The sequence below is a fragment of the Flavobacterium adhaerens genome (genome assembly GCF_040045115.1).
In the GTDB taxonomy this organism is placed as follows: Bacteria; Bacteroidota; Bacteroidia; order Flavobacteriales; family Flavobacteriaceae; genus Flavobacterium; species Flavobacterium adhaerens.
This window is the reverse complement of the sequence record NZ_JBDLZX010000020.1, coordinates 1-20,881: the sequence shown is the minus strand read 5'-3', so window position 1 is coordinate 20,881 and position 20,881 is coordinate 1. Positions and strand designations below refer to the sequence as shown.

At 33.5% G+C, this 20,881-nt stretch carries 20 protein-coding genes and 3 tRNA genes; 13 read left to right on the top strand and 10 right to left on the bottom strand.

Annotation, left to right across the window (positions count from 1 at the left end):
- Positions 1 to 794 precede the first annotated feature (794 nt).
- From thrS to ABEB18_RS17255, 5 genes are all read left to right on the top strand, one after another.
- Positions 795 to 2,741: a threonine--tRNA ligase gene (gene thrS, locus ABEB18_RS17275; RefSeq protein WP_348800596.1), complete on the top strand. Its 1,947-nt coding sequence runs from the start codon at positions 795 to 797 to the stop codon at positions 2,739 to 2,741.
- Positions 2,742 to 2,763: 22 nt separating this feature from the next.
- Complete coding sequence (gene infC / locus ABEB18_RS17270) at positions 2,764 to 3,318, top strand: translation initiation factor IF-3 (protein WP_348800598.1); 555 nt, start codon at positions 2,764 to 2,766, stop codon at positions 3,316 to 3,318.
- Positions 3,319 to 3,401: 83 nt separating this feature from the next.
- Positions 3,402 to 3,599: a 50S ribosomal protein L35 gene (gene rpmI, locus ABEB18_RS17265; protein WP_348800595.1), complete on the top strand. Its 198-nt coding sequence runs from the start codon at positions 3,402 to 3,404 to the stop codon at positions 3,597 to 3,599.
- Positions 3,600 to 3,745: 146 nt separating this feature from the next.
- On the top strand, positions 3,746 to 4,090 hold the full coding sequence (gene rplT / locus ABEB18_RS17260) for a 50S ribosomal protein L20 (protein WP_348800594.1): 345 nt from the start codon (positions 3,746 to 3,748) through the stop codon (positions 4,088 to 4,090).
- A gap of 187 nt (positions 4,091 to 4,277) precedes the next feature.
- Positions 4,278 to 5,078, top strand: coding sequence for an endonuclease/exonuclease/phosphatase family protein (locus ABEB18_RS17255; protein ID WP_348800593.1), 801 nt, complete (start codon positions 4,278 to 4,280; stop codon positions 5,076 to 5,078).
- Positions 5,079 to 5,309: 231 nt separating this feature from the next.
- On the opposite strand, the gene ABEB18_RS17250 is transcribed toward ABEB18_RS17255, so the two are convergent.
- From ABEB18_RS17250 to tgt, 8 genes are all read right to left on the bottom strand, one after another.
- Complete coding sequence (locus ABEB18_RS17250; RefSeq protein ID WP_438861459.1) at positions 5,310 to 6,572, bottom strand: asparagine synthetase B; 1,263 nt, start codon at positions 6,570 to 6,572, stop codon at positions 5,310 to 5,312.
- Positions 6,573 to 6,651: 79 nt separating this feature from the next.
- Entirely contained in the window at positions 6,652 to 7,317 is a 666-nt protein-coding gene (locus ABEB18_RS17245; RefSeq protein ID WP_348800592.1) for a response regulator, read from the bottom strand.
- A gap of 3 nt (positions 7,318 to 7,320) precedes the next feature.
- Positions 7,321 to 8,034 (bottom strand): sensor histidine kinase, encoded by a 714-nt coding sequence (locus ABEB18_RS17240; protein ID WP_348800591.1) that lies wholly within the window; start codon positions 8,032 to 8,034, stop codon positions 7,321 to 7,323.
- A 248-nt stretch (positions 8,035 to 8,282) separates the two neighbouring features.
- On the bottom strand, positions 8,283 to 9,827 hold the full coding sequence (gene dnaB / locus ABEB18_RS17235) for a replicative DNA helicase (RefSeq protein WP_348800590.1): 1,545 nt from the start codon (positions 9,825 to 9,827) through the stop codon (positions 8,283 to 8,285).
- A gap of 140 nt (positions 9,828 to 9,967) precedes the next feature.
- On the bottom strand, positions 9,968 to 10,921 hold the full coding sequence (locus tag ABEB18_RS17230; RefSeq protein ID WP_348800589.1) for an acetyl-CoA carboxylase carboxyltransferase subunit alpha: 954 nt from the start codon (positions 10,919 to 10,921) through the stop codon (positions 9,968 to 9,970).
- A 126-nt stretch (positions 10,922 to 11,047) separates the two neighbouring features.
- Positions 11,048 to 11,935, bottom strand: a complete 888-nt coding sequence (locus tag ABEB18_RS17225; protein WP_348800588.1) for a DMT family transporter — start codon at positions 11,933 to 11,935, stop codon at positions 11,048 to 11,050.
- A complete protein-coding gene (locus ABEB18_RS17220) occupies positions 11,922 to 13,010 on the bottom strand; it encodes an LptF/LptG family permease (RefSeq protein WP_348800587.1) in 1,089 nt (362 codons plus the stop codon). The genes ABEB18_RS17225 and ABEB18_RS17220 overlap by 14 nt, the downstream gene beginning before the upstream one ends.
- Before the next feature lie 80 nt (positions 13,011 to 13,090).
- The gene (gene tgt, locus ABEB18_RS17215) at positions 13,091 to 14,221 is read right to left on the bottom strand and encodes a tRNA guanosine(34) transglycosylase Tgt (protein ID WP_348800586.1); all 1,131 of its coding nucleotides are present in this window, start codon (positions 14,219 to 14,221) and stop codon (positions 13,091 to 13,093) included.
- A 190-nt stretch (positions 14,222 to 14,411) separates the two neighbouring features.
- Between tgt and ABEB18_RS17210 the strand changes: the two genes are divergently transcribed.
- The 3 genes from ABEB18_RS17210 (at position 14,412) to ABEB18_RS17200 (ending at position 17,027) form a co-directional block, all read left to right on the top strand.
- Complete coding sequence (locus ABEB18_RS17210; protein WP_348800585.1) at positions 14,412 to 15,020, top strand: hypothetical protein; 609 nt, start codon at positions 14,412 to 14,414, stop codon at positions 15,018 to 15,020.
- 117 nt (positions 15,021 to 15,137) lie between these two features.
- The gene (locus ABEB18_RS17205) at positions 15,138 to 15,992 is read left to right on the top strand and encodes a transketolase (protein ID WP_348800584.1); all 855 of its coding nucleotides are present in this window, start codon (positions 15,138 to 15,140) and stop codon (positions 15,990 to 15,992) included.
- 81 nt (positions 15,993 to 16,073) lie between these two features.
- Complete coding sequence (locus tag ABEB18_RS17200) at positions 16,074 to 17,027, top strand: transketolase family protein (protein WP_348800583.1); 954 nt, start codon at positions 16,074 to 16,076, stop codon at positions 17,025 to 17,027.
- Between the two features lie 272 nt (positions 17,028 to 17,299).
- Here ABEB18_RS17200 and bamM read toward each other — a convergent pair whose 3' ends face one another.
- A complete protein-coding gene (bamM, locus tag ABEB18_RS17195) occupies positions 17,300 to 18,319 on the bottom strand; it encodes a BamM family beta-barrel-assembly machinery protein (RefSeq protein ID WP_348800582.1) in 1,020 nt (339 codons plus the stop codon).
- An 80-nt stretch (positions 18,320 to 18,399) separates the two neighbouring features.
- Here bamM and ABEB18_RS17190 point away from each other — a divergent pair, with 80 nt between their 5' ends.
- Both ABEB18_RS17190 and ABEB18_RS17185 read left to right on the top strand, forming a co-directional pair.
- The gene (locus tag ABEB18_RS17190) at positions 18,400 to 18,780 is read left to right on the top strand and encodes an RNA-binding S4 domain-containing protein (RefSeq protein WP_348800581.1); all 381 of its coding nucleotides are present in this window, start codon (positions 18,400 to 18,402) and stop codon (positions 18,778 to 18,780) included.
- A 105-nt stretch (positions 18,781 to 18,885) separates the two neighbouring features.
- Entirely contained in the window at positions 18,886 to 19,386 is a 501-nt protein-coding gene (locus ABEB18_RS17185; protein ID WP_348800580.1) for a phosphoribosyltransferase family protein, read from the top strand.
- On the opposite strand, the gene ABEB18_RS17180 is transcribed toward ABEB18_RS17185, so the two are convergent.
- Positions 19,378 to 19,896: a shikimate kinase gene (locus ABEB18_RS17180; RefSeq protein ID WP_348800579.1), complete on the bottom strand. Its 519-nt coding sequence runs from the start codon at positions 19,894 to 19,896 to the stop codon at positions 19,378 to 19,380. The genes ABEB18_RS17185 and ABEB18_RS17180 overlap by 9 nt on opposite strands.
- Positions 19,897 to 20,022: 126 nt before the next feature.
- Between ABEB18_RS17180 and ABEB18_RS17175 the strand changes: the two genes are divergently transcribed.
- From ABEB18_RS17175 to ABEB18_RS17165, 3 genes are all read left to right on the top strand, one after another.
- Positions 20,023 to 20,095: transfer RNA gene (locus ABEB18_RS17175), tRNA-Lys, on the top strand.
- Between the two features lie 38 nt (positions 20,096 to 20,133).
- Positions 20,134 to 20,206 (top strand) — tRNA-Lys (locus tag ABEB18_RS17170).
- A gap of 44 nt (positions 20,207 to 20,250) precedes the next feature.
- A tRNA-Leu gene (locus ABEB18_RS17165) sits at positions 20,251 to 20,333 on the top strand.
- The last annotated feature ends 548 nt before the right edge of the window (positions 20,334 to 20,881 follow it).

Below are 20,881 nucleotides of genomic sequence, written 5' to 3'. Positions count from 1 at the left end.
TTTTTTTTCATCACTACTCTTTCGATTAGCGGGTGCAAAAGTAACACTTCTTTTTAATCTGACAAATAAAATCTGAAGTTTTTTTCAGAAAAATTATTTTCTTTTCCTCTCGTTTTTATTCATCATTATCTCAAAGACCGTTGCGTATTTTGCGGGGTGCAAAAGTAACATCCGTTTTTAAATCTCACAAGCTTTTTTGAATCTTTTTTGAAAAAAATTTTCTTTTGGATCCCCTAGGCTTGTCAGTATTTCTTAGAACGTTTATCGCTGTTGCGGGTGCAAAAGTAGATAGTTTATTCGTTTTAACAATGACTTTTTTGATCTTTTTTTCGTTTATTTTTTAAATGCTTGGTTTAGGGCGTGTTACAAATGAAATTTTCAAGGAGTCTGGAATTTTTGCAGGGTTGACTTGAGTTTTTGTTAGGCCTTACTACGTTTTTAATAGCTCTTTTAAAACTACAACTACCTCAATAGTCCACGGAACTTACGAATGAAACAGATTTCACTGGTTCTTGTTTCGGATAATTCGCTCCTATAAATAAAGATGTGTATTTTTATTATTTTCTATTATGAAAAACCAAAAACCTAGCCCTGATCGAAGTGAAAATCCTTGTGGGGCGGGGTTCGCTCCACAAGATTGGAACATAGAGCAGGATTAAGCTCCTTATTATTAGAATCAATCTTTCATAGCAATACTCAACTTGGTTTTTACACTTATATAAAACAAACCCTATAACCCTATTGTATGTGTTTTGTTAATACTTTATATTTGCAACCTTAAAACACAAAAAACAATGATTAAGATTACTTTGCCCGATGGGTCAGTTAGAGAGTTTACTCCAGGAGTAACTCCGATGGATGTTGCCAAAAGCATCAGTGAAGGATTTGCTAGAAACGTGATTTCAGCATCTTTTAATGGTACAACTATTGAAACATCGACCCCACTCACGACTGACGGTAGTCTTATATTATATACTTGGAACGACGAAGAAGGAAAAAAAGCTTTTTGGCATTCAACTTCACACGTGATGGCTCAAGTTCTAGAAGAAATATATCCCGGAATCAAACTAACATTAGGCCCTGCAATTGCTAACGGGTTTTATTATGATGTAGATTTTGAAGATCAAAAAATCACAGAAGCCGACTTTAAAAAAATTGAAGATCGCGTACTTGAAATCTCAAGAGAGAAACACGAATTCAAAATGCGTCCTGTTTCAAAAGCTGAAGCGTTAGAAATATACAAAGACAATGTTTACAAAACAGAATTAATCAGCAATCTCGAAGACGGAACCATAACTTTTTGCGATCACTCTACCTTTACCGATTTATGTCGCGGAGGACATATCCCCAATACAGGGATTATCAAAGCGATGAAGATTATGAGTGTTGCTGGTGCCTATTGGAGAGGTGATGAAAAAAACAAACAATTAACTCGTGTTTACGGAACCTCATTTCCAAAACAAAAAGATTTAACAGAGTACCTAGAATTACTTGAAGAAGCAAAACGACGCGACCACAGAAAACTAGGAAAAGAACTTGAATTATTTGCATTTTCTCAAAAAGTAGGTCAAGGTTTACCATTATGGCTACCTAAAGGCGCTGCATTAAGAGATAGATTAGAACAATTTTTAAAGAGAGCACAAAAAAAAGCTGGTTATGAGCAAGTAGTTTCACCACATATTGGCCAAAAAGAACTATATGTTACTTCTGGTCATTATGCTAAATATGGCGCTGATAGTTTTCAACCTATAAACACTCCTGCAGAAGGCGAAGAGTTTTTATTAAAACCCATGAACTGTCCGCATCACTGTGAAATCTACAACGTAAGACCTTGGTCTTATAAAGATTTACCTAAACGTTATGCCGAATTTGGAACTGTTTACAGATACGAACAATCAGGTGAATTACACGGATTGACTCGTGTTCGTGGCTTTACTCAAGACGACGCTCATATTTTTTGTACATCAGAACAATTAGACGAAGAGTTCAAAAAAGTAATTGACCTAGTACTATATGTATTTGGTTCGTTAGGATTTGAAAATTTCACAGCTCAAATTTCATTAAGAGACCAAGAGAACAGAGACAAATATATTGGCACTGATGAAAATTGGGAAAAAGCTGAAAATGCCATCATCAATGCAGCAAAAGACAAAGGCCTTAATACTGTTGTAGAATATGGCGAAGCAGCATTTTATGGTCCAAAACTAGATTTCATGGTAAAAGATGCTTTAGGAAGACAATGGCAATTAGGAACCATTCAGGTTGATTACAACCTACCCGAACGCTTTGAATTGACCTACAAAGGCTCAGACAATGAACTACATAGACCCGTAATGATTCACAGAGCTCCATTTGGATCTATGGAGAGATTTATAGCTATTTTACTAGAACACACCGCAGGAAATTTCCCTCTTTGGTTGATGCCTGAGCAAGCAATTATACTGTCTTTGAGCGAGAAATATGAAAATTATGCTAAAAAAGTTTTGAATCTGCTAGAAAATCACGAAATTCGCGCCCTAATTGACAACAGAAACGAAACTATTGGCAAAAAAATTAGAGATGCGGAGATTCAAAAAATCCCATTTATGCTGATTGTAGGAGAAGAAGAAGAGAAAAACGGTACGGTTTCAATTCGTCGTCATGGACAAGAAGGAAAAGGAAATATCACTGTTACAATAGAAGAATTTTCTGCTATTGTAGAAGAAGAAATAAAAAAGACCTTAAAAGTATTTACAGTTTAACTTAAATTATAAAGCCATAGCAATAAGAAGCAATAGAGGTGGTTTTCAACCTCGAGTAGAAAAGAAAGATGCTCACAGAATAAACAACCTTATTCGTGTGCCAGAAGTACGTCTTGTAGGAGATAACGTAGAAACAGGTGTTTATAAAACAGCTGAAGCTTTAAAATTAGCCGATCAATTGGAATTGGATTTAGTTGAAATTTCTCCTAACGCAGAACCTCCTGTCTGTAAAATCATGGACTATAAAAAGTTCCTTTATGAACAGAAAAGACGCGAAAAAGAACTGAAAGCAAAATCTACTCAAATTGTAGTAAAAGAAATTCGTTTTGGACCTCAAACAGATGAGCACGATTATGAATTTAAGAAAAAGAATGCGGAGAAATTCTTAAAAGAAGGAGCAAAATTAAAAGCCTTTGTATTCTTCAAAGGACGTTCTATCATTTATAAAGATCAAGGACAAATCTTACTATTAAGATTAGCAACCGACTTAGAAGAGTACGGAAAAGTTGAAGCAATGCCAGTTCTTGAAGGGAAAAGAATGATTATGTTCATAGCCCCTAAAAAGAAAAAACAATAACAATCTCTTAGTGTTCCTCATTTGGACCTAAAAGTTGCAATAAAATTAAGTAAGTAATTATAAATTAAAAACACTAGGAAAAAATGCCTAAAATGAAAACCAAATCTAGCGCCAAAAAACGTTTTAAAGTTACTGGCTCTGGAAAGATTAAGAGAAAGCATGCTTTCAAAAGTCACATCTTGACTAAAAAATCTAAAAAACGTAAATTAGCTTTGACACACTCAGCGCTAGTTCACAAATCAGATGAGAGAAGCATCCAAAAACAATTAAGAATTATCTAATAAAAGTATCAAGTCTTGAGAATTAAGTATTAAGACTGAAACTAGTAGATTTCTTTAGGTTAAAACAAATTTAATAACCTTGGAGTATGGCTAATAAGTTCCTTTGATTAAATTCAGGACGCCTACTACAAAAAAAAAGTAAAATTATGCCAAGATCGGTAAATTCAGTTGCTAAAAGAGCAAGAAGAAAAAAAATAATGAAGCAAGCCAAAGGTTTCTTTGGAAGACGCAAAAACGTTTGGACAGTTGCTAAAAATGCGGTAGAGAAAGCTATGAGCTACGCTTACCGCGATAGAAAAGCGAATAAAAGAAATTTCCGTGCATTATGGATTCAACGTATCAACGCTGGAGCTAGATTGGAAGGAATGTCTTATTCTCAATTCATGGGTAAAGTAAAAGCTAACGGAATCGAATTGAACCGTAAAGTTCTTGCAGATTTAGCTATGAATCACCCTGAAGCTTTCAAAGCAGTACTTAATAAAGTAAAATAAACGTTATATAAACTCAATTTAGAATTACTTACTTATAGAAAAACCCATTCGCATTGACGAATGGGTTTTTTGTTTAAAATAACACAACAATAGTAATCTACATTTGAATTAGAAATAAAATTCACCGAATTATTTTGGAGAAACAATTCAGAGTTACAATCTTTAAAGTTGACAATTGCATTTACAAATGAACCGAATTTATCTTTTCTTTTTAATCGTTTTCACCTCCTTACATTCACAAACCAAATTGCTTTCATGGAATCTGCAAAACTTTGGGAAATCTAAATCGAATCAAGAAATTGCATTTATTGCAACAACTATCAAAGACTTTGACATTATAACCCTTCAAGAAGTTGTTGCCAGTGAAAGTGGTGCAGAAGCTGTATCAAGACTAGTTGATGAACTCAACAGAAAAGGCCATAAATGGGATTATCGCATTAGTAATCCAACCTCTAGCAGTGCTTATAAAACTGAACGATATGCTTTTATTTGGAAAACGAATAGAGCAAAACTAAAGGGAAAACCCTGGTTGGAGCAAAAATTTAAGTTAGAAATAGATCGTGAACCGTATTTTGCGACATTTGAAATAAATAGAAAAACAATCACAATTGCTTCTTTTCATGCCATAACCAAAAGCAAGCAGCCTGGAACTGAAATAAAATATTTTAAATTTTTACCCCAACAATATCCAAATTTGAATTTGCTCTTTGCAGGTGATTTTAATTGTCCTCAATCGCATAGTGTATTCAATCCGTTAAAAAAAATGGGATATTTACCTGTTTTGAAAAATCAAAAGACGACCTTAAAAACGAAATTAAAAAGGGAAAAATCATTAGCGTCGGAATATGATAATATGTTTTATTACAAAACCAATATAAAGCCAATTGCCTCGGATGTAATTTTATTTCATAAAAAATTCACTTCGCTACAAGAAGCTCGAAAAATATCCGATCATTTACCTATTTGGTTTGAATTTACGCTTAACTAATTTAGTAATATTTGACTTTTTTTTAGACTTCCCAAAAATTCAAAATGTTTCTCTTTAGCCCTGATCGAAATGAAAATCTTTATTGTCCGGTGTTCGGACAATAAAATTGTAATGGAGAGCAGGAACCCTGATTACTGAAATCACCCAATCGTTTCTGCTTCGAAATAAAAAGATTGAAACGCTATTTTTTGAACAAATTCAGAAATTTGTAATTAAGATTGAGCCTATCAATTATGTTTTTTGTTTTTTCTTTCTAGCTGCTGGAAACAATACGTTATTCAAAATTAAACGATAACCTGGGGAATTAGGATGTAAATCTAAAACTGTGGCAGGATCACCAACTTGATGTTGAAAATCTTCGGGATCATGACCTCCAAAAAAAGTAAACATTCCTTTTCCTTTTTCACCATGAATGTATCTTGCTTCGTTATTAAGCTCGCAAGTACCCATTTTTAACACATTTGATTTTAATAATTCGGAATCAAAAGCTGTGGTTTGTCCCATAAAACCTTTGATTAATTGGGTATGATTTTGGCACAACATACTTGGAATAAAATCCCATTTTGCCGAATATTCCATTAATGTAAAGTAATCTTTATCCATTGGAATTCTTCTTTTTTCGGTCATATCAATATCTGAGAATTCGTAATGTTCAGGTCTTCGATCTAAAGTAAAATTTTTGAAAGCAAAAGTATTCTTAAAATTCAGTTTTGTTTGGTAATTGGCTTCACTTGGATCGCCATCAAACATTGACTCACAAATATCTACTCCGTCTGCGGCCAAAGCAATATCAAAACTGTCTGTAGCTGAACACATCGCAAACAAAAATCCGCCACCGATGACAAAGTCACGTATTTTTTTGGCTACTGCTCCTTTTTCTTGAGAGACTTTTTCGTATCCTAATTTTTTGGCTAGTTCTTCGGCATCACGTTTTTGTTCTATATACCACGGCACATTTTTGTAAGCTCCATAAAACTTACCATATTGACCAGTATAATCCTCGTGATGCAAATGCAACCAATCGTACATTACCAACTGATCTTTTAGGACTTCTTCGTCATAAACTGGAGTAAAAGGGATCTCAGCATAGGTTAGAACCAAAGTAACGGCATCGTCCCAAGGTTGCTTGCCTTTTGGTGTATATACGGCTATTTTAGGAGCTTTTTCTAAAATAACGGCCTCCATATTTTGAGATGGGCTCGAAATTTCGTTTAGTATTGCGGCTTGTTCATGATCTGAAATTACTTCAAAATTCACTCCTCTAATTTGGCATTCTTTACGAATTTCTTGTGCATCAGGCAATAAAAAAGTTCCTCCCCTGTAATTGAGTAGCCAAGTAGCTTTATAATTTTTTGCCAAACACCAATAAGTGATTCCATACGCTTTTAGATGATTTTGTTGAGTAGATTCATCCATTGGTAATAAAACAAAAGAGGCTTTTGTAGAAAAGGAAATAAGAAAGACAATTAAGAAAAGATGTATTTTGCGCATCATTTAAAACATTTTTAAAACAAAGATAACGGTAAGCAAATTATCTTTATAATGGCTGAGCGCAATTTTTTTGAAATATATGTTAAATATCTAAGGAAATTAATTCGTTTTGAATTGCAAATACTACTAATCCAGCAATATTTTTGGATTCGGTTTTTAAGAGTAAATTATTCCTATGTCCCTCTACTGTTCTTGGACTTATAAACAATTTTTCTCCAATTTCTGCAGTACTTTTTTGTTTACAGATAAGTTGCAAGACTTCGTGTTCACGAGAAGTGATAAAATTGGTATCAAAACTACATTTGGTTTTTTTATTGGCCAGTATATCTTTTTGAATAATACTCATTACATAATCTGAATAATAAAAACCTTTGTCTGAAACTTCATAAATTGTGGTAAACAATTCTTGAGGTGTAGTGTTTTTGACAACATACGATACCGCTCCCACATCGATCATATTAGCAATAAAAGATTTTGAATCATAGCTTGTAAGTGCAATAATTTTGATATCTGAAAAATCTTTACGAATAATCTTTGTCGCTTCTATTCCGTTAAGCAAGGGCATTTTTAAATCCATTATTATAATATCTGGTTTTGGGTTGTCTCCTTTTAAAAAAGCCAATAATTCTACCCCATTTGATGCCTCAAAAAGAATTTCAATTTTCATTTCAGTAGATAATAAAAAAGATATTCCTTTTCTAAAAAGTACTTCATCATCAACCAAAATAATTTTTATAACTGAACTCATAATTTAAAAATTAAAAACTACCGAAATTCCTTCATTTGCATTAGATGCAACCGAAAGGTTTCCTCCCAAAATTAGTATTCGACTAGATATATTTTTTATTCCTAAACCTTGAAATTCTTCAAGTCTATTTACATCAAATCCAATTCCGTTATCCGAATAATTACAACTATTGACTCCATTGAATTGATTAAAACAGATAGAAATTGAGGTTGCTTTTCCGTGATTTATTGAATTTGCAATCAGTTCCTGAATTATTCTAAAAATATGAATATGTCTGTCATTCTCTTTAAAATCAAACTTAATATTATTTTCAAAGTTTACTTCTATAGCATTATTTTCTTTCAAATCGGAGCATAATTCTTCTATTCCGGCTTGAATTCCAAATTTTTCTAAAACAGGTGGAAGCAAATTATGAGACATTTTTTTGCAACTGTCTAATACTTTAGAAGTATATTCCAATATACTTTTCGTTATTTCAGCAATATTACTTTGGGGTGTGTTTGGAATATTTAACATATGACAGTTAAGTGAAAGAATATTCAATTTTGAGGATATGTCATCATGTAAATCTTGGGCAATTTGTTTTCTCTCTTGTTCTAACGTAGCAATTGCGGCCAACAATTGAGCTTTATTTGGGGCAGTATTTATATCTTGATACATCATTTTTCTTTTCATATCTACTTGAAAAAATAATTGCACTTCAATTGTAATACTCATTTGTTTTATAAAAAATACTTTCAGGAGTCGTGAAAGCATCAATTTTTATCAATCCATAACAAATGTCAATAACAAATATAAATCGTTATTAATAATATTCCTAATAAAGAAGTAGTAAAATACTCAACTAAACAAACACAATCAGCTAATAACTAATATTTTACACTGTATACTTAAAAAGATATGGCCAAAAAAAAGAGATAATCAAATTATGATTATCTCTCTGAATATTTAACTTTTGGTTTTCCTTAAAACGGAACATCTCCATCATCGTCATCATCATTAAAGTTACTTCCAAAAGCTTCATTGGCAGAAGGAAGATTTCTGGTAATATAAGAATTATCATCCTGATTCATACTCGATGGCAAATCATCATAGCCTGTACTATAATCTTCTAAATTGTCAAAACGTCCTAAATGTCCAATAAATTTTAGACGTACATTTTCGATACCACCATTTCTATGTTTAGCAATCATGATCTCGCCCTGACCAGCAGTTGAAGACGCCTCTTCATCGTCCCATTCGTCTATTTTATAATATTCTGGGCGGTATAAGAAAGAAACGATATCGGCATCCTGCTCAATTGCTCCAGATTCACGAAGATCCGAAAGCAACGGCCGTTTACTAGATCCACGAGTTTCAACAGCACGTGACAATTGTGAAAGAGCAATAACTGGTACATTTAATTCTTTGGCCAATGCTTTTAAATTTCTAGAGATAGTCGAGATTTCCTGTTCACGATTTCCACCGCCTTTAGCATTTCCTCCAGCAGTCATCAACTGCAAATAATCAATAATAATAATTTTTATTCCGTGTTGAGATACTAAACGTCTGGCTTTTGCTCTCAAATCAAAAATAGATAGGGATGGAGTATCATCTATAAACAGAGGCGCTTTTTCAAGATTTTTTACTTTGGTACTCAATTGTTCCCACTCGTGTTTTTCTAATTTTCCGGTACGCAATTTTTCGGAAGACAATCCAGTTTCAGAAGAAATCAACCTAGTAATCAACTGTACCGATGCCATTTCTAGAGAAAACAAAGCTACAGGGTTCCCAAAATCTATCGCAATATTTCTCGCCATTGATAAAATGAAAGCCGTTTTTCCCATTGCGGGTCTCGCTGCAATGATAATTAAATCACTTGGTTGCCAGCCTGAAGTAAGTTTATCTAATTTATGAAAACCAGTTGCTACCCCGCTCAATCCTTCTTGGCCAGCAATTTCTTCAATTTTCTTTTTAGCTTGCAAAACTAAACTCTGGGCTGTTTCGGAGCTTCGTTTGATATTTCCTTGTGTAACTTCGTATAATTTTGATTCGGCCTTATCTAATAAATCGAATACATCGGTGGTTTCGTCATAAGAATCCTCAATAATTTCTGATGAAATCCGAATTAAACTTCTCTGGATAAATTTTTGCAGAATAATTCTAGAGTGAAATTCGATGTGTGCTGATGACGATATTTTTTGCGTCAATTGAATCAGATAAAAATCACCACCAGCCAAATCTAATTTAGCATTTTTTCTGAGTTGAGCCGAAACGGTCAACAAATCGATGGGTTGAGTGTCGTTGAATAACTGAATTATGGCTTCAAAAATATACTTGTGGGCATCTTTGTAAAACGCATCCGGTTGAAGGATATCAATTACTTCATCGACTCCTTTTTTATCAATCATCATAGCCCCAAGTACAGCTTCTTCTAAGTCTATTGCTTGCGGTGGTAATTTCCCTTTTTCTAAGTTAATAATTGTTGTTTTGTCCACTTTAATTGGACTCATATTTTTAAAATTTTCCATGAAACGAAAGTAGCGAAATTTAAAAAAAAATCACAATTGAGTTATTACACATTATTGTTTATAAATACACTCATTTTGTTTATAACCAAAAAAAAATCCGAAACGATAAGGCTTCGGATTAAGAACGTAAAAATGAGGAATTACTCTTTAAACTCACCCATTTTGCAGTATTTATCCATTCTTTGAGCGATTAAATCTTCTGTTGATAATTCTTTTAGTTCCTCATAGGCTTTTAGAATATATTTCTCAACAGTTTTGAATGTAGTTTCTCTATCATAGTGCGCTCCTCCAAGAGGTTCTGGTATAATATCATCTACTAGATTTTGTTTTTTCATATCGGCAGAAGTCAATTTCAAGGCTTCGGCAGCTTGTTCTTTGTAATCCCAGCTTTTCCATAAAATTGAGGAACAAGACTCTGGGGATATTACAGAGTACCAAGTATTTTCTAACATAAAAACTCGATCACCAACACCAATTCCTAAAGCTCCACCAGAAGCACCTTCACCTACAATGATTGTGATAATTGGCACTTCTAAAAGAACCATTTCATAAATATTTCTGGCAATGGCTTCTCCTTGTCCTCTCTCTTCAGCTTCTAATCCTGGATAAGCCCCTGGAGTATCAACTAAGGTAACTACAGGAATACCAAATTTTTCGGCCATCTTCATCAAACGCAAAGCTTTTCTATATCCTTCTGGATTTGCCATCCCAAAATTTCTATATTGACGCGTTTTGGTATTGGTCCCTTTTTGTTGACCGATAATCATAAATGACTGGTCTCCTATTTTCCCTAAACCACCAATCATCGCTTTGTCATCTTTAAAACCTCTATCGCCGTGAAGCTCTAAAAAAGTATCTCCAAAAAGACCCTTGATGTGATCTAAAGTATAAGGTCTGCTTGGATGTCTAGACAATTGCACACGTTGCCAAGCAGTTAAATTTTTGTAAATCTGTTTTTTGGTTTCCTCTAATTTTTTGTTGATTTGTTTACATGTATTGGTAACATCAACATCCGATTCTAAACCTATAACAACACATTTATCTAATTGTTCTTCAAGTTCTTTTATAGGAAGCTCAAAATCTAAATATTCCATAGGATTTGTGCGTATTTATGATTGTTTTATTTTTCGATTTGGAAGTGCAAATATAAAATTTAATATCGTTAAACGATTATTTTTTTAATCAACTAAAAAAAAAATGATTTCTAAAATATAAAAGTCTTACAAATTATCTTCTTTTCTATAATGTTTTATTATTCCGTTCAGAAGTACCGTAATTACAATTACCACGGCACCTATATAAAATTCCGTACTCATTTTTTCTTTTCCACCAATAATAAAATAGGCTAAAACAATTCCGTAAACTGGCTCTAAATTAGTGGTTAACATAACAGTATAAGGCGATAATTGTCGCATTACTCGTACCGAAGCTGTAAATGCATAAGCTGTACAAATTGAAGCTAAAACTAAAATCAAAATCCAATTTTTAGCTGTCAATTCAAAAACATCTATATTGAATGAACCTTGAAATAAAAAATAAATTGAAATAAAAATAAAACCAGCTAAAAACTCGTAAAATGAAATTACAACTGGGTCATGATTTACAATTAGTTTTCCATTAATCAAGGTAAACAACACCCCTAATATTATTGAAATAAGCGCCAAAACCATTCCACTCCAATAGTTGATTTCAACTTGCATGATTAATCCCAATCCAGCTATAATGATCAACCCAAAAAACACTTCGTACCAAAGCACTTTTCGTCCATAAAATAAAGGTTCTAATAGAGACGCAAAAAAAGCACCCAATGAAAACACGGATAAGGTTATTGAAACAGTTGAAACCTTTATGGCCTGAAAAAAAAGAATCCAATGTAACGCTATCAGCAGCCCTACAAAAAAGAATTTTGACAAAATTTTGGGAGTCACTTTAAATGACTTTTTCTTTATCCCAATAAAAGCAGCCAAAAATATTGCGGCAAAAAACATTCTATACCAAACCAAAAAATCTGACTGAATCGTTATTAATGCGCCTAAAATAGCTGTGAATCCCCAGATAAAAACTATTATATGAAGATTAAGGTAACTTTTTAAATTATCGTTTTGCATTTCGTAATAAATAAATCGCCAATATTCCAAAAACAATATTAGGCAACCAAACTGCCAAAAGTGGCGAAAAAGATGATTTTTCGGCTAGTACGCCAAAGATTTTATCAAAAAAGACAAATGCAAAAGCGACCGCAATACCAATTGCTAAATTCACTCCCATTCCTCCTCTTCGTTTCATTGATGAAACAGAAACCGCAATAATAGTCAAAATAAATGCTGAAACTGGAACACTAAATTTTTTATACAACACCACCAAATAAACATTGATATTGGATGATCCTCGTTTTTTTTCTTTATCGATAAAAGCGTTCAACTTTCCTAAACTCAAAGTCTCCGCTATATAAACCACAGGGGTCAAATCTTGAAGATCAAAATCAAACTTCATCCTCTTTTCTGGGGCTTTTTCGATCACATCATTTTCAGCCCCTACAATTCGTTTCGAATAATCATACAGCGTATAATTCTTTTCTTTGGGATTCCATTTGATTCTACTGGCTGTAATTTTGTACTCCAATTTTTCTTTCTTAAATCGTTCTAAAGAAAAATTATAAGCGGTTTGAGACTCTGTATTAAAACTATTTACATAAATAAAATCATTGTCATTTACCTGTCTATATACATCCGTATTATCTCCTCGCATGAGTTGTTTCCCGCCATTCCGGAGATAAGTGTATCTAAAATTATTATATCCTTCGCTTGAAACTGGAATAACGTAAAACCCCATCAACAAAACGACAATCGATACAATTGAAGCTCCTAATATATAAGGTCTTAAAAAACGTGTAAACGAAATACCCGAGCTTAAAATAGCAATAATCTCGGTATCATTTGCTAGTTTCGATGTAAACCAAATGACCGATATAAATAAAAATATCGGAAAAAGATTGTTCATGAAATAAATTGTAAAATGATAGTAATAAATGGCAATTTTTAAAACTGGCACTTGATTTTCGATCATTTTATTAATCTTCTCAGATATGTCAATTATCATCCCAATAGGAGCAAATAACAAAAGCATCACCACAAATGTGGCCAAATATCTTTTTAGAATGTATTTATCAATTATTGTTAACATACTTTGAATTATGAGTTACGAATTACGAATTATGAACTATTAGCTAACTGCTAATTCATAATTTAGAATTCATAATTATTTTAAAGTCGTTGACTCATATTTTTCACCATCATTTCTTTCCAAGGTCTAAAATCACCTTCTAAGATATGTTTTCTAGCTTCGCGAACCAACCACATATAAAAACCTAGATTATGAATCGTTGCAATTTGTTTTCCTAAATACTCATTTGCTGCAAACAAGTGGCGTAAATAGGCTTTGCTGTATTCTAAATCTACAAAAGTATGTCCCATTTCGTCGATTGGAGAAAAATCGGTTTCCCATTTTTTATTTTTGATATTAATCGTTCCATTTGCCGTAAATAACATTCCGTTTCTAGCATTTCTGGTCGGCATAACACAATCGAACATGTCGATTCCAAGAGCAATGTTTTCCAAAATATTAATTGGTGTACCTACTCCCATTAAATAACGAGGTTTGTCTTCAGGAAGAATTTCACAAACTACTTCGGTCATAGCATACATTTCTTCAGCAGGTTCACCCACTGATAATCCACCAATTGCATTACCTTGTTGCCCAGAATTGGCAATATATTCAGCCGATTGACGACGTAAATCCTTATACGTACTTCCTTGTACAATAGGAAAAAAAGTTTGCTCATACCCATATTTGAAAGGCAATTTATCCAAATGATTGATACAACGATCCAACCAACGGTGTGTCATGTGCATAGAGCGTTGTGCATATCTGTAATCACAAGGGTAAGGGGTGCACTCATCAAAAGCCATGATAATATCGGCTCCAATGGTACGTTGAATTTCCATCACATTTTCGGGTGAGAAAAAATGATACGAACCATCAATATGTGATTTAAACTTTACTCCTTCTTCCTTAATTTTTCGATTCCCAGAAAGGGAATACACTTGATATCCGCCTGAATCGGTCAAAATATTACGATCCCAGTTCATAAATTTGTGCAGTCCTCCCGCTTTTTCGAGAATTTCGGTTTGCGGACGTAAGTATAGATGGTATGTATTTCCGAGAATAATATCTGGATTTATCTCTTCTTTAAGCTCGCGTTGGTGAACTCCTTTTACCGAAGCCACAGTCCCAACAGGCATAAAAATAGGCGTTTCGATTACGCCGTGATCTGTAGTAATACTTCCCGCACGTGCTTTCGACTGCGGATCTTTCTGTAATAAATCAAACTTCATAAATTCGTTTTTCTCCCTATCGTTCGGGATGGCAAAGATAAATCAATTTGAGGAAAATTTAATTAGAAAATTTGCCAATTAGAACTTTATAAAAATGAAAGTAAAAGTTAAAATGTAAAATCACTATTTATCGTGACGAATTGTTTTTTAATTCAGTATATTTTTGAAAACTTCTTAAAACAAATTCGAAATGAAAATTATTTTTTCAGCTTTCTTTATTTTTTTGATTTTAACTAATGCATTCCCACAATCTAATACTATGTACACTCTTGAAGAATTAAAATCTAAAGGAAAAGACAATGCGATTCAATTAGCACTAAATTTAATTAAAGAAAAACAGCCTTCACTAAATATATCAATTCAGGACTTTGAGATAAAAGTACTCGCAAATTCAAAAGAAATTCTGGTTCAATTTCGAAGAATTATACGTTTTGTGCCTTTACAAATTCAGAAACAGCAACATGTAAAATATGACATTACAGTAGATTTAATTCATAATACAATTTCGCCATTTGATGATATCATAGATAGCATTTTCTACGTTCCAACAAATTCCGACTTAGATGCCATCAATTTTTTGCAAAAAAAATTCGGTAAAGAGTTTTCAAATTTTGAGGTTACAATTCTTGAAGAAGAAAATAATTATCTGATTCATTTAGAGAACCAACATTCTTATGGAATATACACAATCAATAAAATTACTGGCGAAAAAGAATCTTCGCTCGAAAGTTCTTATTTAATTGAAACCAGAACAAACATAGCATCAGAAACAGATTCTTTTGTAGAACTAAAAGATTAATAAGTGTAAAATTTACAATATTTGAATTATCAAAATATAACAAACTAAAGCTTAAAATCATTTGCCATACCGTAAAATAAAAATTACTTTTGCAGCAGTTTAACTTTTACATATAAAATGAAGCCTAACACACAACAATTAAACGATTTAACTATCCAAGTAAGAAGAGATATTCTTCGAATGGTTCATGCTGTTAATTCTGGTCACCCAGGAGGTTCTCTAGGATGTACAGAATTTTTGGTTGCTTTATACCAAAATATTATGACTCGCAAAGAAGGCTGGGACATGAATGGAGTTGGAGAAGATTTATTTTTCCTTTCAAATGGTCATATCTCACCTGTTTTCTATAGCGTTTTAGCTAGAAGCGGATACTTCCCTATTGAGGAATTAGCAACTTTCCGTCTAATCAACTCAAGATTACAAGGTCACCCAACAACTCATGACAATTTACCTGGTGTACGCATTGCATCTGGTTCATTAGGACAAGGCTTATCTGTGGCTTTAGGAGCAGCACAAGCCAAAAAACTAAACGGAGACCAACATATCGTTTATACTTTGCACGGTGATGGCGAATTACAAGAAGGTCAAAACTGGGAAGCTATTATGTATGCTTCTGCCAAAGGTGTCGATAATATAATTGCAACTGTTGACCTTAACGGAAAACAAATCGATGGTACAACTGATGAAGTTTTAGCAATGGGAAGTTTAAAAGCTAAATTTGAAGCTTTTGATTGGGAAGTTGTCGAAATCACTAAAGGAAACGACATCGAAGCTATCATTGGCGGAATGAATGAAGCAAAAGCAAGAACAGGAAAAGGAAAACCAGTATGTGTATTATTGCATACCGAAATGGGTAACGGTGTAGATTATATGATGTACAGCCACGCTTGGCACGGTAAAGCACCAAACGATGCACAACTTGCAAATGCTTTGGAACAAAACTATAATACTGGAGGCAATACGGATTATTAAGAATTAAGATTGCAGATTATCGATTTCAAATTTGAGACATCTTTAATCTTTCCATTTTTTTAATCTTTGAATTTAAAATACATGAAAAAATATATAAATACAGGAAGTAAAGACACCCGTTCTGGTTTTGGAGTGGGAATGACCGAGCTAGGTCAAAAAAACGAAAACGTAGTAGCGCTTTGTGCTGACTTGATTGGATCTTTGAAATTTGATGATTTCAAAAAAAATCATCCAGAGCGTTTTTTCCAAATCGGAATTGCAGAAGCTAACATGATCGGAATTGCAGCTGGTTTAACCATCGGTGGAAAAATTCCATTTACAGGAACTTTCGCTAACTTCTCTACAGGAAGAGTTTACGATCAAATTCGTCAGTCAGTTGCATATTCGGATAAAAACGTAAAAATCTGTGCTTCTCACGCAGGATTAACTCTTGGAGAAGATGGAGCAACTCACCAAATCCTTGAAGATATCGGTTTGATGAAAATGTTACCAGGAATGACCGTAATCAACACTTGTGATCACAACCAAACCAAAGCCGCTACAATTGCACTTGCTGACCACCACGGTCCTGCTTATTTGCGTTTTGGTCGTCCCGTAGTACCTAACTTTACCCCTGCTGACGAACCATTCATTATTGGAAAAGCTATCATGCTTAACGAGGGTGCTGATGTAACTATTATCGCTACTGGACATTTAGTTTGGGAAGCCCTAGTTGCTGCCGAAAAACTAGAAGAAAAAGGAATCTCTGCCGAAGTAATCAACATCCATACCATCAAACCATTGGATGACGAAGCTATTTTAAAATCAGTTGCTAAAACCAAATGTGTAGTTACTGCCGAAGAGCACAATATCCTTGGTGGTCTCGGAGAAAGTGTTTCTAGATTATTAGCACTTAACAATCCAGCTCCACAAGAATTCGTGGCTGTACAAGATAGTTTTGGTGAGTCTGGAACTCCTGAGCAATTGATGGAAAAATACAAACTGAACAATCAAGCAATTGTTGAAGCTGTAGAAAAAGTTATCAAAAGAAAATAATTCTTTTCATATCAATACCAAATCCCATTCGCCACAGTGAATGGGATTTTTTTTATATCCGTAGTAACACTCAATTATTTTTTTTTAGAAGCGCAGGCATAAGGCATTTTTGGATAAATGGATTCCTGCTCTTCGCTACAATCTCTCCGCCAAAGCTACGAGGATTTCCACTACGATCAGGGCTAAAGACAATCATATAGCAAGTCGGCAAAATAAAAAAGGGAATTTCACTTAGCTATGAAAATCCCTTTTTTATTGTCCTAAAAATACACCTATTGATTCATTTTTATACAATCTTTATCCAAATGTCTTTTTATTCTGCTTGGATTTGTTTGATTCCCTGAACAATCTGGAATCTTGTCAAATGCATAATAATCGCCATTTTCATCCTTAATTTCTCCTCTTGTAGAATACCCATCACCATCGTCGTCAAAGTCGAAAGCATTAGGAATACCATCTCCATCAGTATCATCTACATTTGTTTCTCCGGAAGATAAATAATAAATATACCTATCTCCATCAATATCCTCTTGAAAAGAAGGAATACCATCTAAATCATGATCATATCTCTTTAATGCATATAGTTTCACACTAAATACCAAAGGAGAATAGGCTGGGATATCCCCCTGAGAAATATTATAATAAGCCATTGCCGAAGGGATAAATATCACTCCAACACCAAATCCATCATAACGAATTGTACCATCAACATTAGAAGACATCCAACCTGTTTTGAACTGAGGAAATCCTTCAGCCCAACCTCTAACAAAAACTGCATTCCCACCATCATGACTAGAACCATCTAAATTCCATAATGTTTGCCCATTATTAGAAGAATCAAATACAGTACCATCAAGCAAAGTCCCTTTATAACCAGCATAAACACCATCAACATTACAAGGATATTCTCCGCCATATGAACTAGCACCACCAGCTATACCTTCTCTAATTAACAATGTATAAATTTTATAAGTAACATCTCCCATTTTAACATCTCTACTTATTAATCTTGGTAATGTTGGACTATTCAAATAAGACATTAACGAAGGTTGAGTACCTCCTGTTGGAATTTCTTTTAATGTTACGTCCTGATCTTCTGGAAAACCTGGCTTATCAACTATTTCACTTATGTAATTTGTATTCAGAAATTTCTCGATAGAATCTAAATCTTTCTCATACTGTTCAGCATAATCCCTAAGCGGAGTTACTGTTTCATCGTCATCATCATTATTACAAGAACTTATAGCTACAGCAGCCATTAAAACAATTAAATAAAACTTAATTTTGCTCATTATTTAGGTATAGTTTAGGTCGCAAATATACATTAATGATTTACTTTTGTAAAGTATTTAACTCCGATTTTAGAAATTTCATGAGAATAGACAAATATTTATGGTGCGTAAGGTATTACAAAACCAGAAACATGGTAACCGAAGCTTGTAAAAAAAACCATATTACCGTAAATGGTATTATAGCAAAACCTTCTAAAGAAGTTTTTCCTACAGATAAAATTACATTTAGAAAAGATCAAATTACTCAAATCATTACCGTATTAGACATTCCCGAAAACAGAGTGGGCGCAAAACTGGTTGATATCTACCGAAAAAACGAGACTCCTCCAGAAGCATACGCTCATTTAGAATTACTAAAACTATCCAAAGAACATTACAGAAAAACAGGAACAGGAAGACCAACCAAAAAAGACAGAAGAGACATTGATGAATACGGCAAAGACTTTATTGACGAAGATTAAACCGAGGGAGATTTTCTTTTGTAATACGATTATTTTGAGACTGAATTAATACCATCAATTTCAACTAACTTTTTTATCTTTGAAAAAACAAAATACCAATTCGCTATGAGCAATAACATAATTCTTACCAATCAACAAATAGAGCATACAACAAAAAGAATTGCTTACCAAATCTATGAAACATTTGTAGAAGAAGAAGAAATTGTGATTGCTGGAATTACAACCAACGGTTTTGTTTTTGCCGAAAAAATAGCGCAAGTCCTAACAACTATTTCACCTATAAAAATTTCACTTTGCGAGGTAAACATCAATAAAGAAAAACCAGAACTTCCTGTAACCACTTCACTAACCAAAGAACAATACAGCAACAAAGGCTTGGTATTGGTTGATGATGTATTGAGTTCTGGAGCTGTTTTGATATATGCAACCAAACATTTTTTGGACGTTCCTTTAAAAAAGTTTAAAACTGCAGTTCTTGTAGATAGAAACCATAAAAAATTCCCAATTAAAGCCGACTTTAAGGGAATTTCTCTTTCAACTTCTCTATTAGAACACGTAAATGTTGTCTTTGACACTGACAACAACAGCTATGCTAGTTTAAGCTAATATATTCATTATATCGCTTACCGTCTCATCGACTGACTTACCATCTACACTTACTTTATATTGCGCATGGTTGTAATAGAAACTACGATCAAAAAGATGCTTCGCAATAAACTCTTTCATTTCCTCTTCATTCATATTAGCAATAAGAGGTCTTTTGCTTTTATTTGCCACCAATCTATCAAATAAGGTCTCTACAGACGCCTTCAAATAAATAGAAACTACATTATCATTATTCAACAATTCATGATTATTGGCATAACAAGGTGTTCCTCCGCCTAAACCAATGATTTTTTCCTCTGCATTATTTAATAGTTCAAGAAAATAAATGCGCTCCAATTTTCTAAAATGAATTTCACCATCATCCTCAAAAATCTGTTTTATGGACTTTTTTTCATTTTTTTCGATAAATTCATCTAGATCTACATAAGGAGTTTTAATTATTCCAGATAGTTTTTGAGCGATTGTTGACTTACCACAACCCATATAACCTAATAATACAATTTTTTTCATTTGAATAAGCCCCTACATACTAGGGTGTTAAGAAATTAATTTAAAAAAAGACAAATTTATAATAATTTTGCTTGCAAACTTCGAAAAAAAGTCCTTATATTTGCACCCGCATTCAAGAAACGAAATGACTTGGTAGCTCAGTTGGTAGAGCACATCACTTTTAATGATGGGGTCCTGGGTTCGAGCCCCAGCCAGGTCACAAATTTCACAACAAACACTTAAGTTTCTTGAAGCAACGACTTGGTAGCTCAGTTGGTAGAGCACATCACTTTTAATGATGGGGTCCTGGGTTCGAGCCCCAGCCAGGTCACAAAATCCAAGAGACGTTGCCACGCAACGTCTTTGTTTGTTTTAGGCCACGTGGAGAAACGGTAGACTCGCCATCTTGAGGGGGTGGTGCTCGTAAGGGCGTGTGGGTTCAAATCCCACCGTGGTCACAAAAAATCTTATTTTACAAGGGTTAACAGCAAATTTACTACGCATTTGCTACACATTAAATAAAACGCTCTATTTCGAGCGTTTTTTTTTCAACATCTATTACATCATTTTTTCCAAAAACTACATTAATACACTTTTTTCAAACCACTAAATCAAGAACCCAACATTTTTATTTCAGCCTTAAATCTAATTAAACTATTTTGAATCATCCAAACAGCAAAAAAATTAAGCATTATAACTAAAAATTAGATCATAAAAAGTTTTTTTTGATAAAAAGGTTAGACCTTCCAAAATCAACCTCTAAAAGCTTTATTTTAGTATTAATAGCTTTTACCTAAGTTTTCCCTAACTATATACCAAACAAAAAATAAAAAAAACCTGCAAAACATAAATTCTGCAGGCTTAACTTTAGTATTATTCTTTTTCAACCCTTAATCCTATTAATCAATTCGATACAGGATCTACCGTTATGATAGGGGCATTTCCAGAATCCGGCTTTGTCTTTTGGCATGGTCGAATAATCGCTGTAAACTCCCCAAAACCATTC

Bases quoted from the DNA above. Each gene is read 5' to 3' on its own strand.
- thrS (WP_348800596.1), top strand. From the start codon at position 795: ATGATTAAGATTACTTTGCCCGATGGGTCAGTTAGAGAGTTTACTCCA.
- rpmI (WP_348800595.1), top strand. From the start codon at position 3,402: ATGCCTAAAATGAAAACCAAATCTAGCGCCAAAAAACGTTTTAAAGTT.
- rplT (WP_348800594.1), top strand. From the start codon at position 3,746: ATGCCAAGATCGGTAAATTCAGTTGCTAAAAGAGCAAGAAGAAAAAAA.
- ABEB18_RS17255 (WP_348800593.1), top strand. From the start codon at position 4,278: ATGAACCGAATTTATCTTTTCTTTTTAATCGTTTTCACCTCCTTACAT.
- ABEB18_RS17250 (WP_438861459.1), bottom strand. From the start codon at position 6,572: ATGATGCGCAAAATACATCTTTTCTTAATTGTCTTTCTTATTTCCTTT.
- ABEB18_RS17245 (WP_348800592.1), bottom strand. From the start codon at position 7,317: ATGAGTTCAGTTATAAAAATTATTTTGGTTGATGATGAAGTACTTTTT.
- ABEB18_RS17240 (WP_348800591.1), bottom strand. From the start codon at position 8,034: ATGAGTATTACAATTGAAGTGCAATTATTTTTTCAAGTAGATATGAAA.
- dnaB (WP_348800590.1), bottom strand. From the start codon at position 9,827: ATGGAAAATTTTAAAAATATGAGTCCAATTAAAGTGGACAAAACAACA.
- ABEB18_RS17230 (WP_348800589.1), bottom strand. From the start codon at position 10,921: ATGGAATATTTAGATTTTGAGCTTCCTATAAAAGAACTTGAAGAACAA.
- ABEB18_RS17225 (WP_348800588.1), bottom strand. From the start codon at position 11,935: ATGCAAAACGATAATTTAAAAAGTTACCTTAATCTTCATATAATAGTT.
- ABEB18_RS17220 (WP_348800587.1), bottom strand. From the start codon at position 13,010: ATGTTAACAATAATTGATAAATACATTCTAAAAAGATATTTGGCCACA.
- tgt (WP_348800586.1), bottom strand. From the start codon at position 14,221: ATGAAGTTTGATTTATTACAGAAAGATCCGCAGTCGAAAGCACGTGCG.
- ABEB18_RS17210 (WP_348800585.1), top strand. From the start codon at position 14,412: ATGAAAATTATTTTTTCAGCTTTCTTTATTTTTTTGATTTTAACTAAT.
- ABEB18_RS17205 (WP_348800584.1), top strand. From the start codon at position 15,138: ATGAAGCCTAACACACAACAATTAAACGATTTAACTATCCAAGTAAGA.
- ABEB18_RS17200 (WP_348800583.1), top strand. From the start codon at position 16,074: ATGAAAAAATATATAAATACAGGAAGTAAAGACACCCGTTCTGGTTTT.
- bamM (WP_348800582.1), bottom strand. From the start codon at position 18,319: ATGAGCAAAATTAAGTTTTATTTAATTGTTTTAATGGCTGCTGTAGCT.
- ABEB18_RS17190 (WP_348800581.1), top strand. From the start codon at position 18,400: ATGAGAATAGACAAATATTTATGGTGCGTAAGGTATTACAAAACCAGA.
- ABEB18_RS17185 (WP_348800580.1), top strand. From the start codon at position 18,886: ATGAGCAATAACATAATTCTTACCAATCAACAAATAGAGCATACAACA.
- ABEB18_RS17180 (WP_348800579.1), bottom strand. From the start codon at position 19,896: ATGAAAAAAATTGTATTATTAGGTTATATGGGTTGTGGTAAGTCAACA.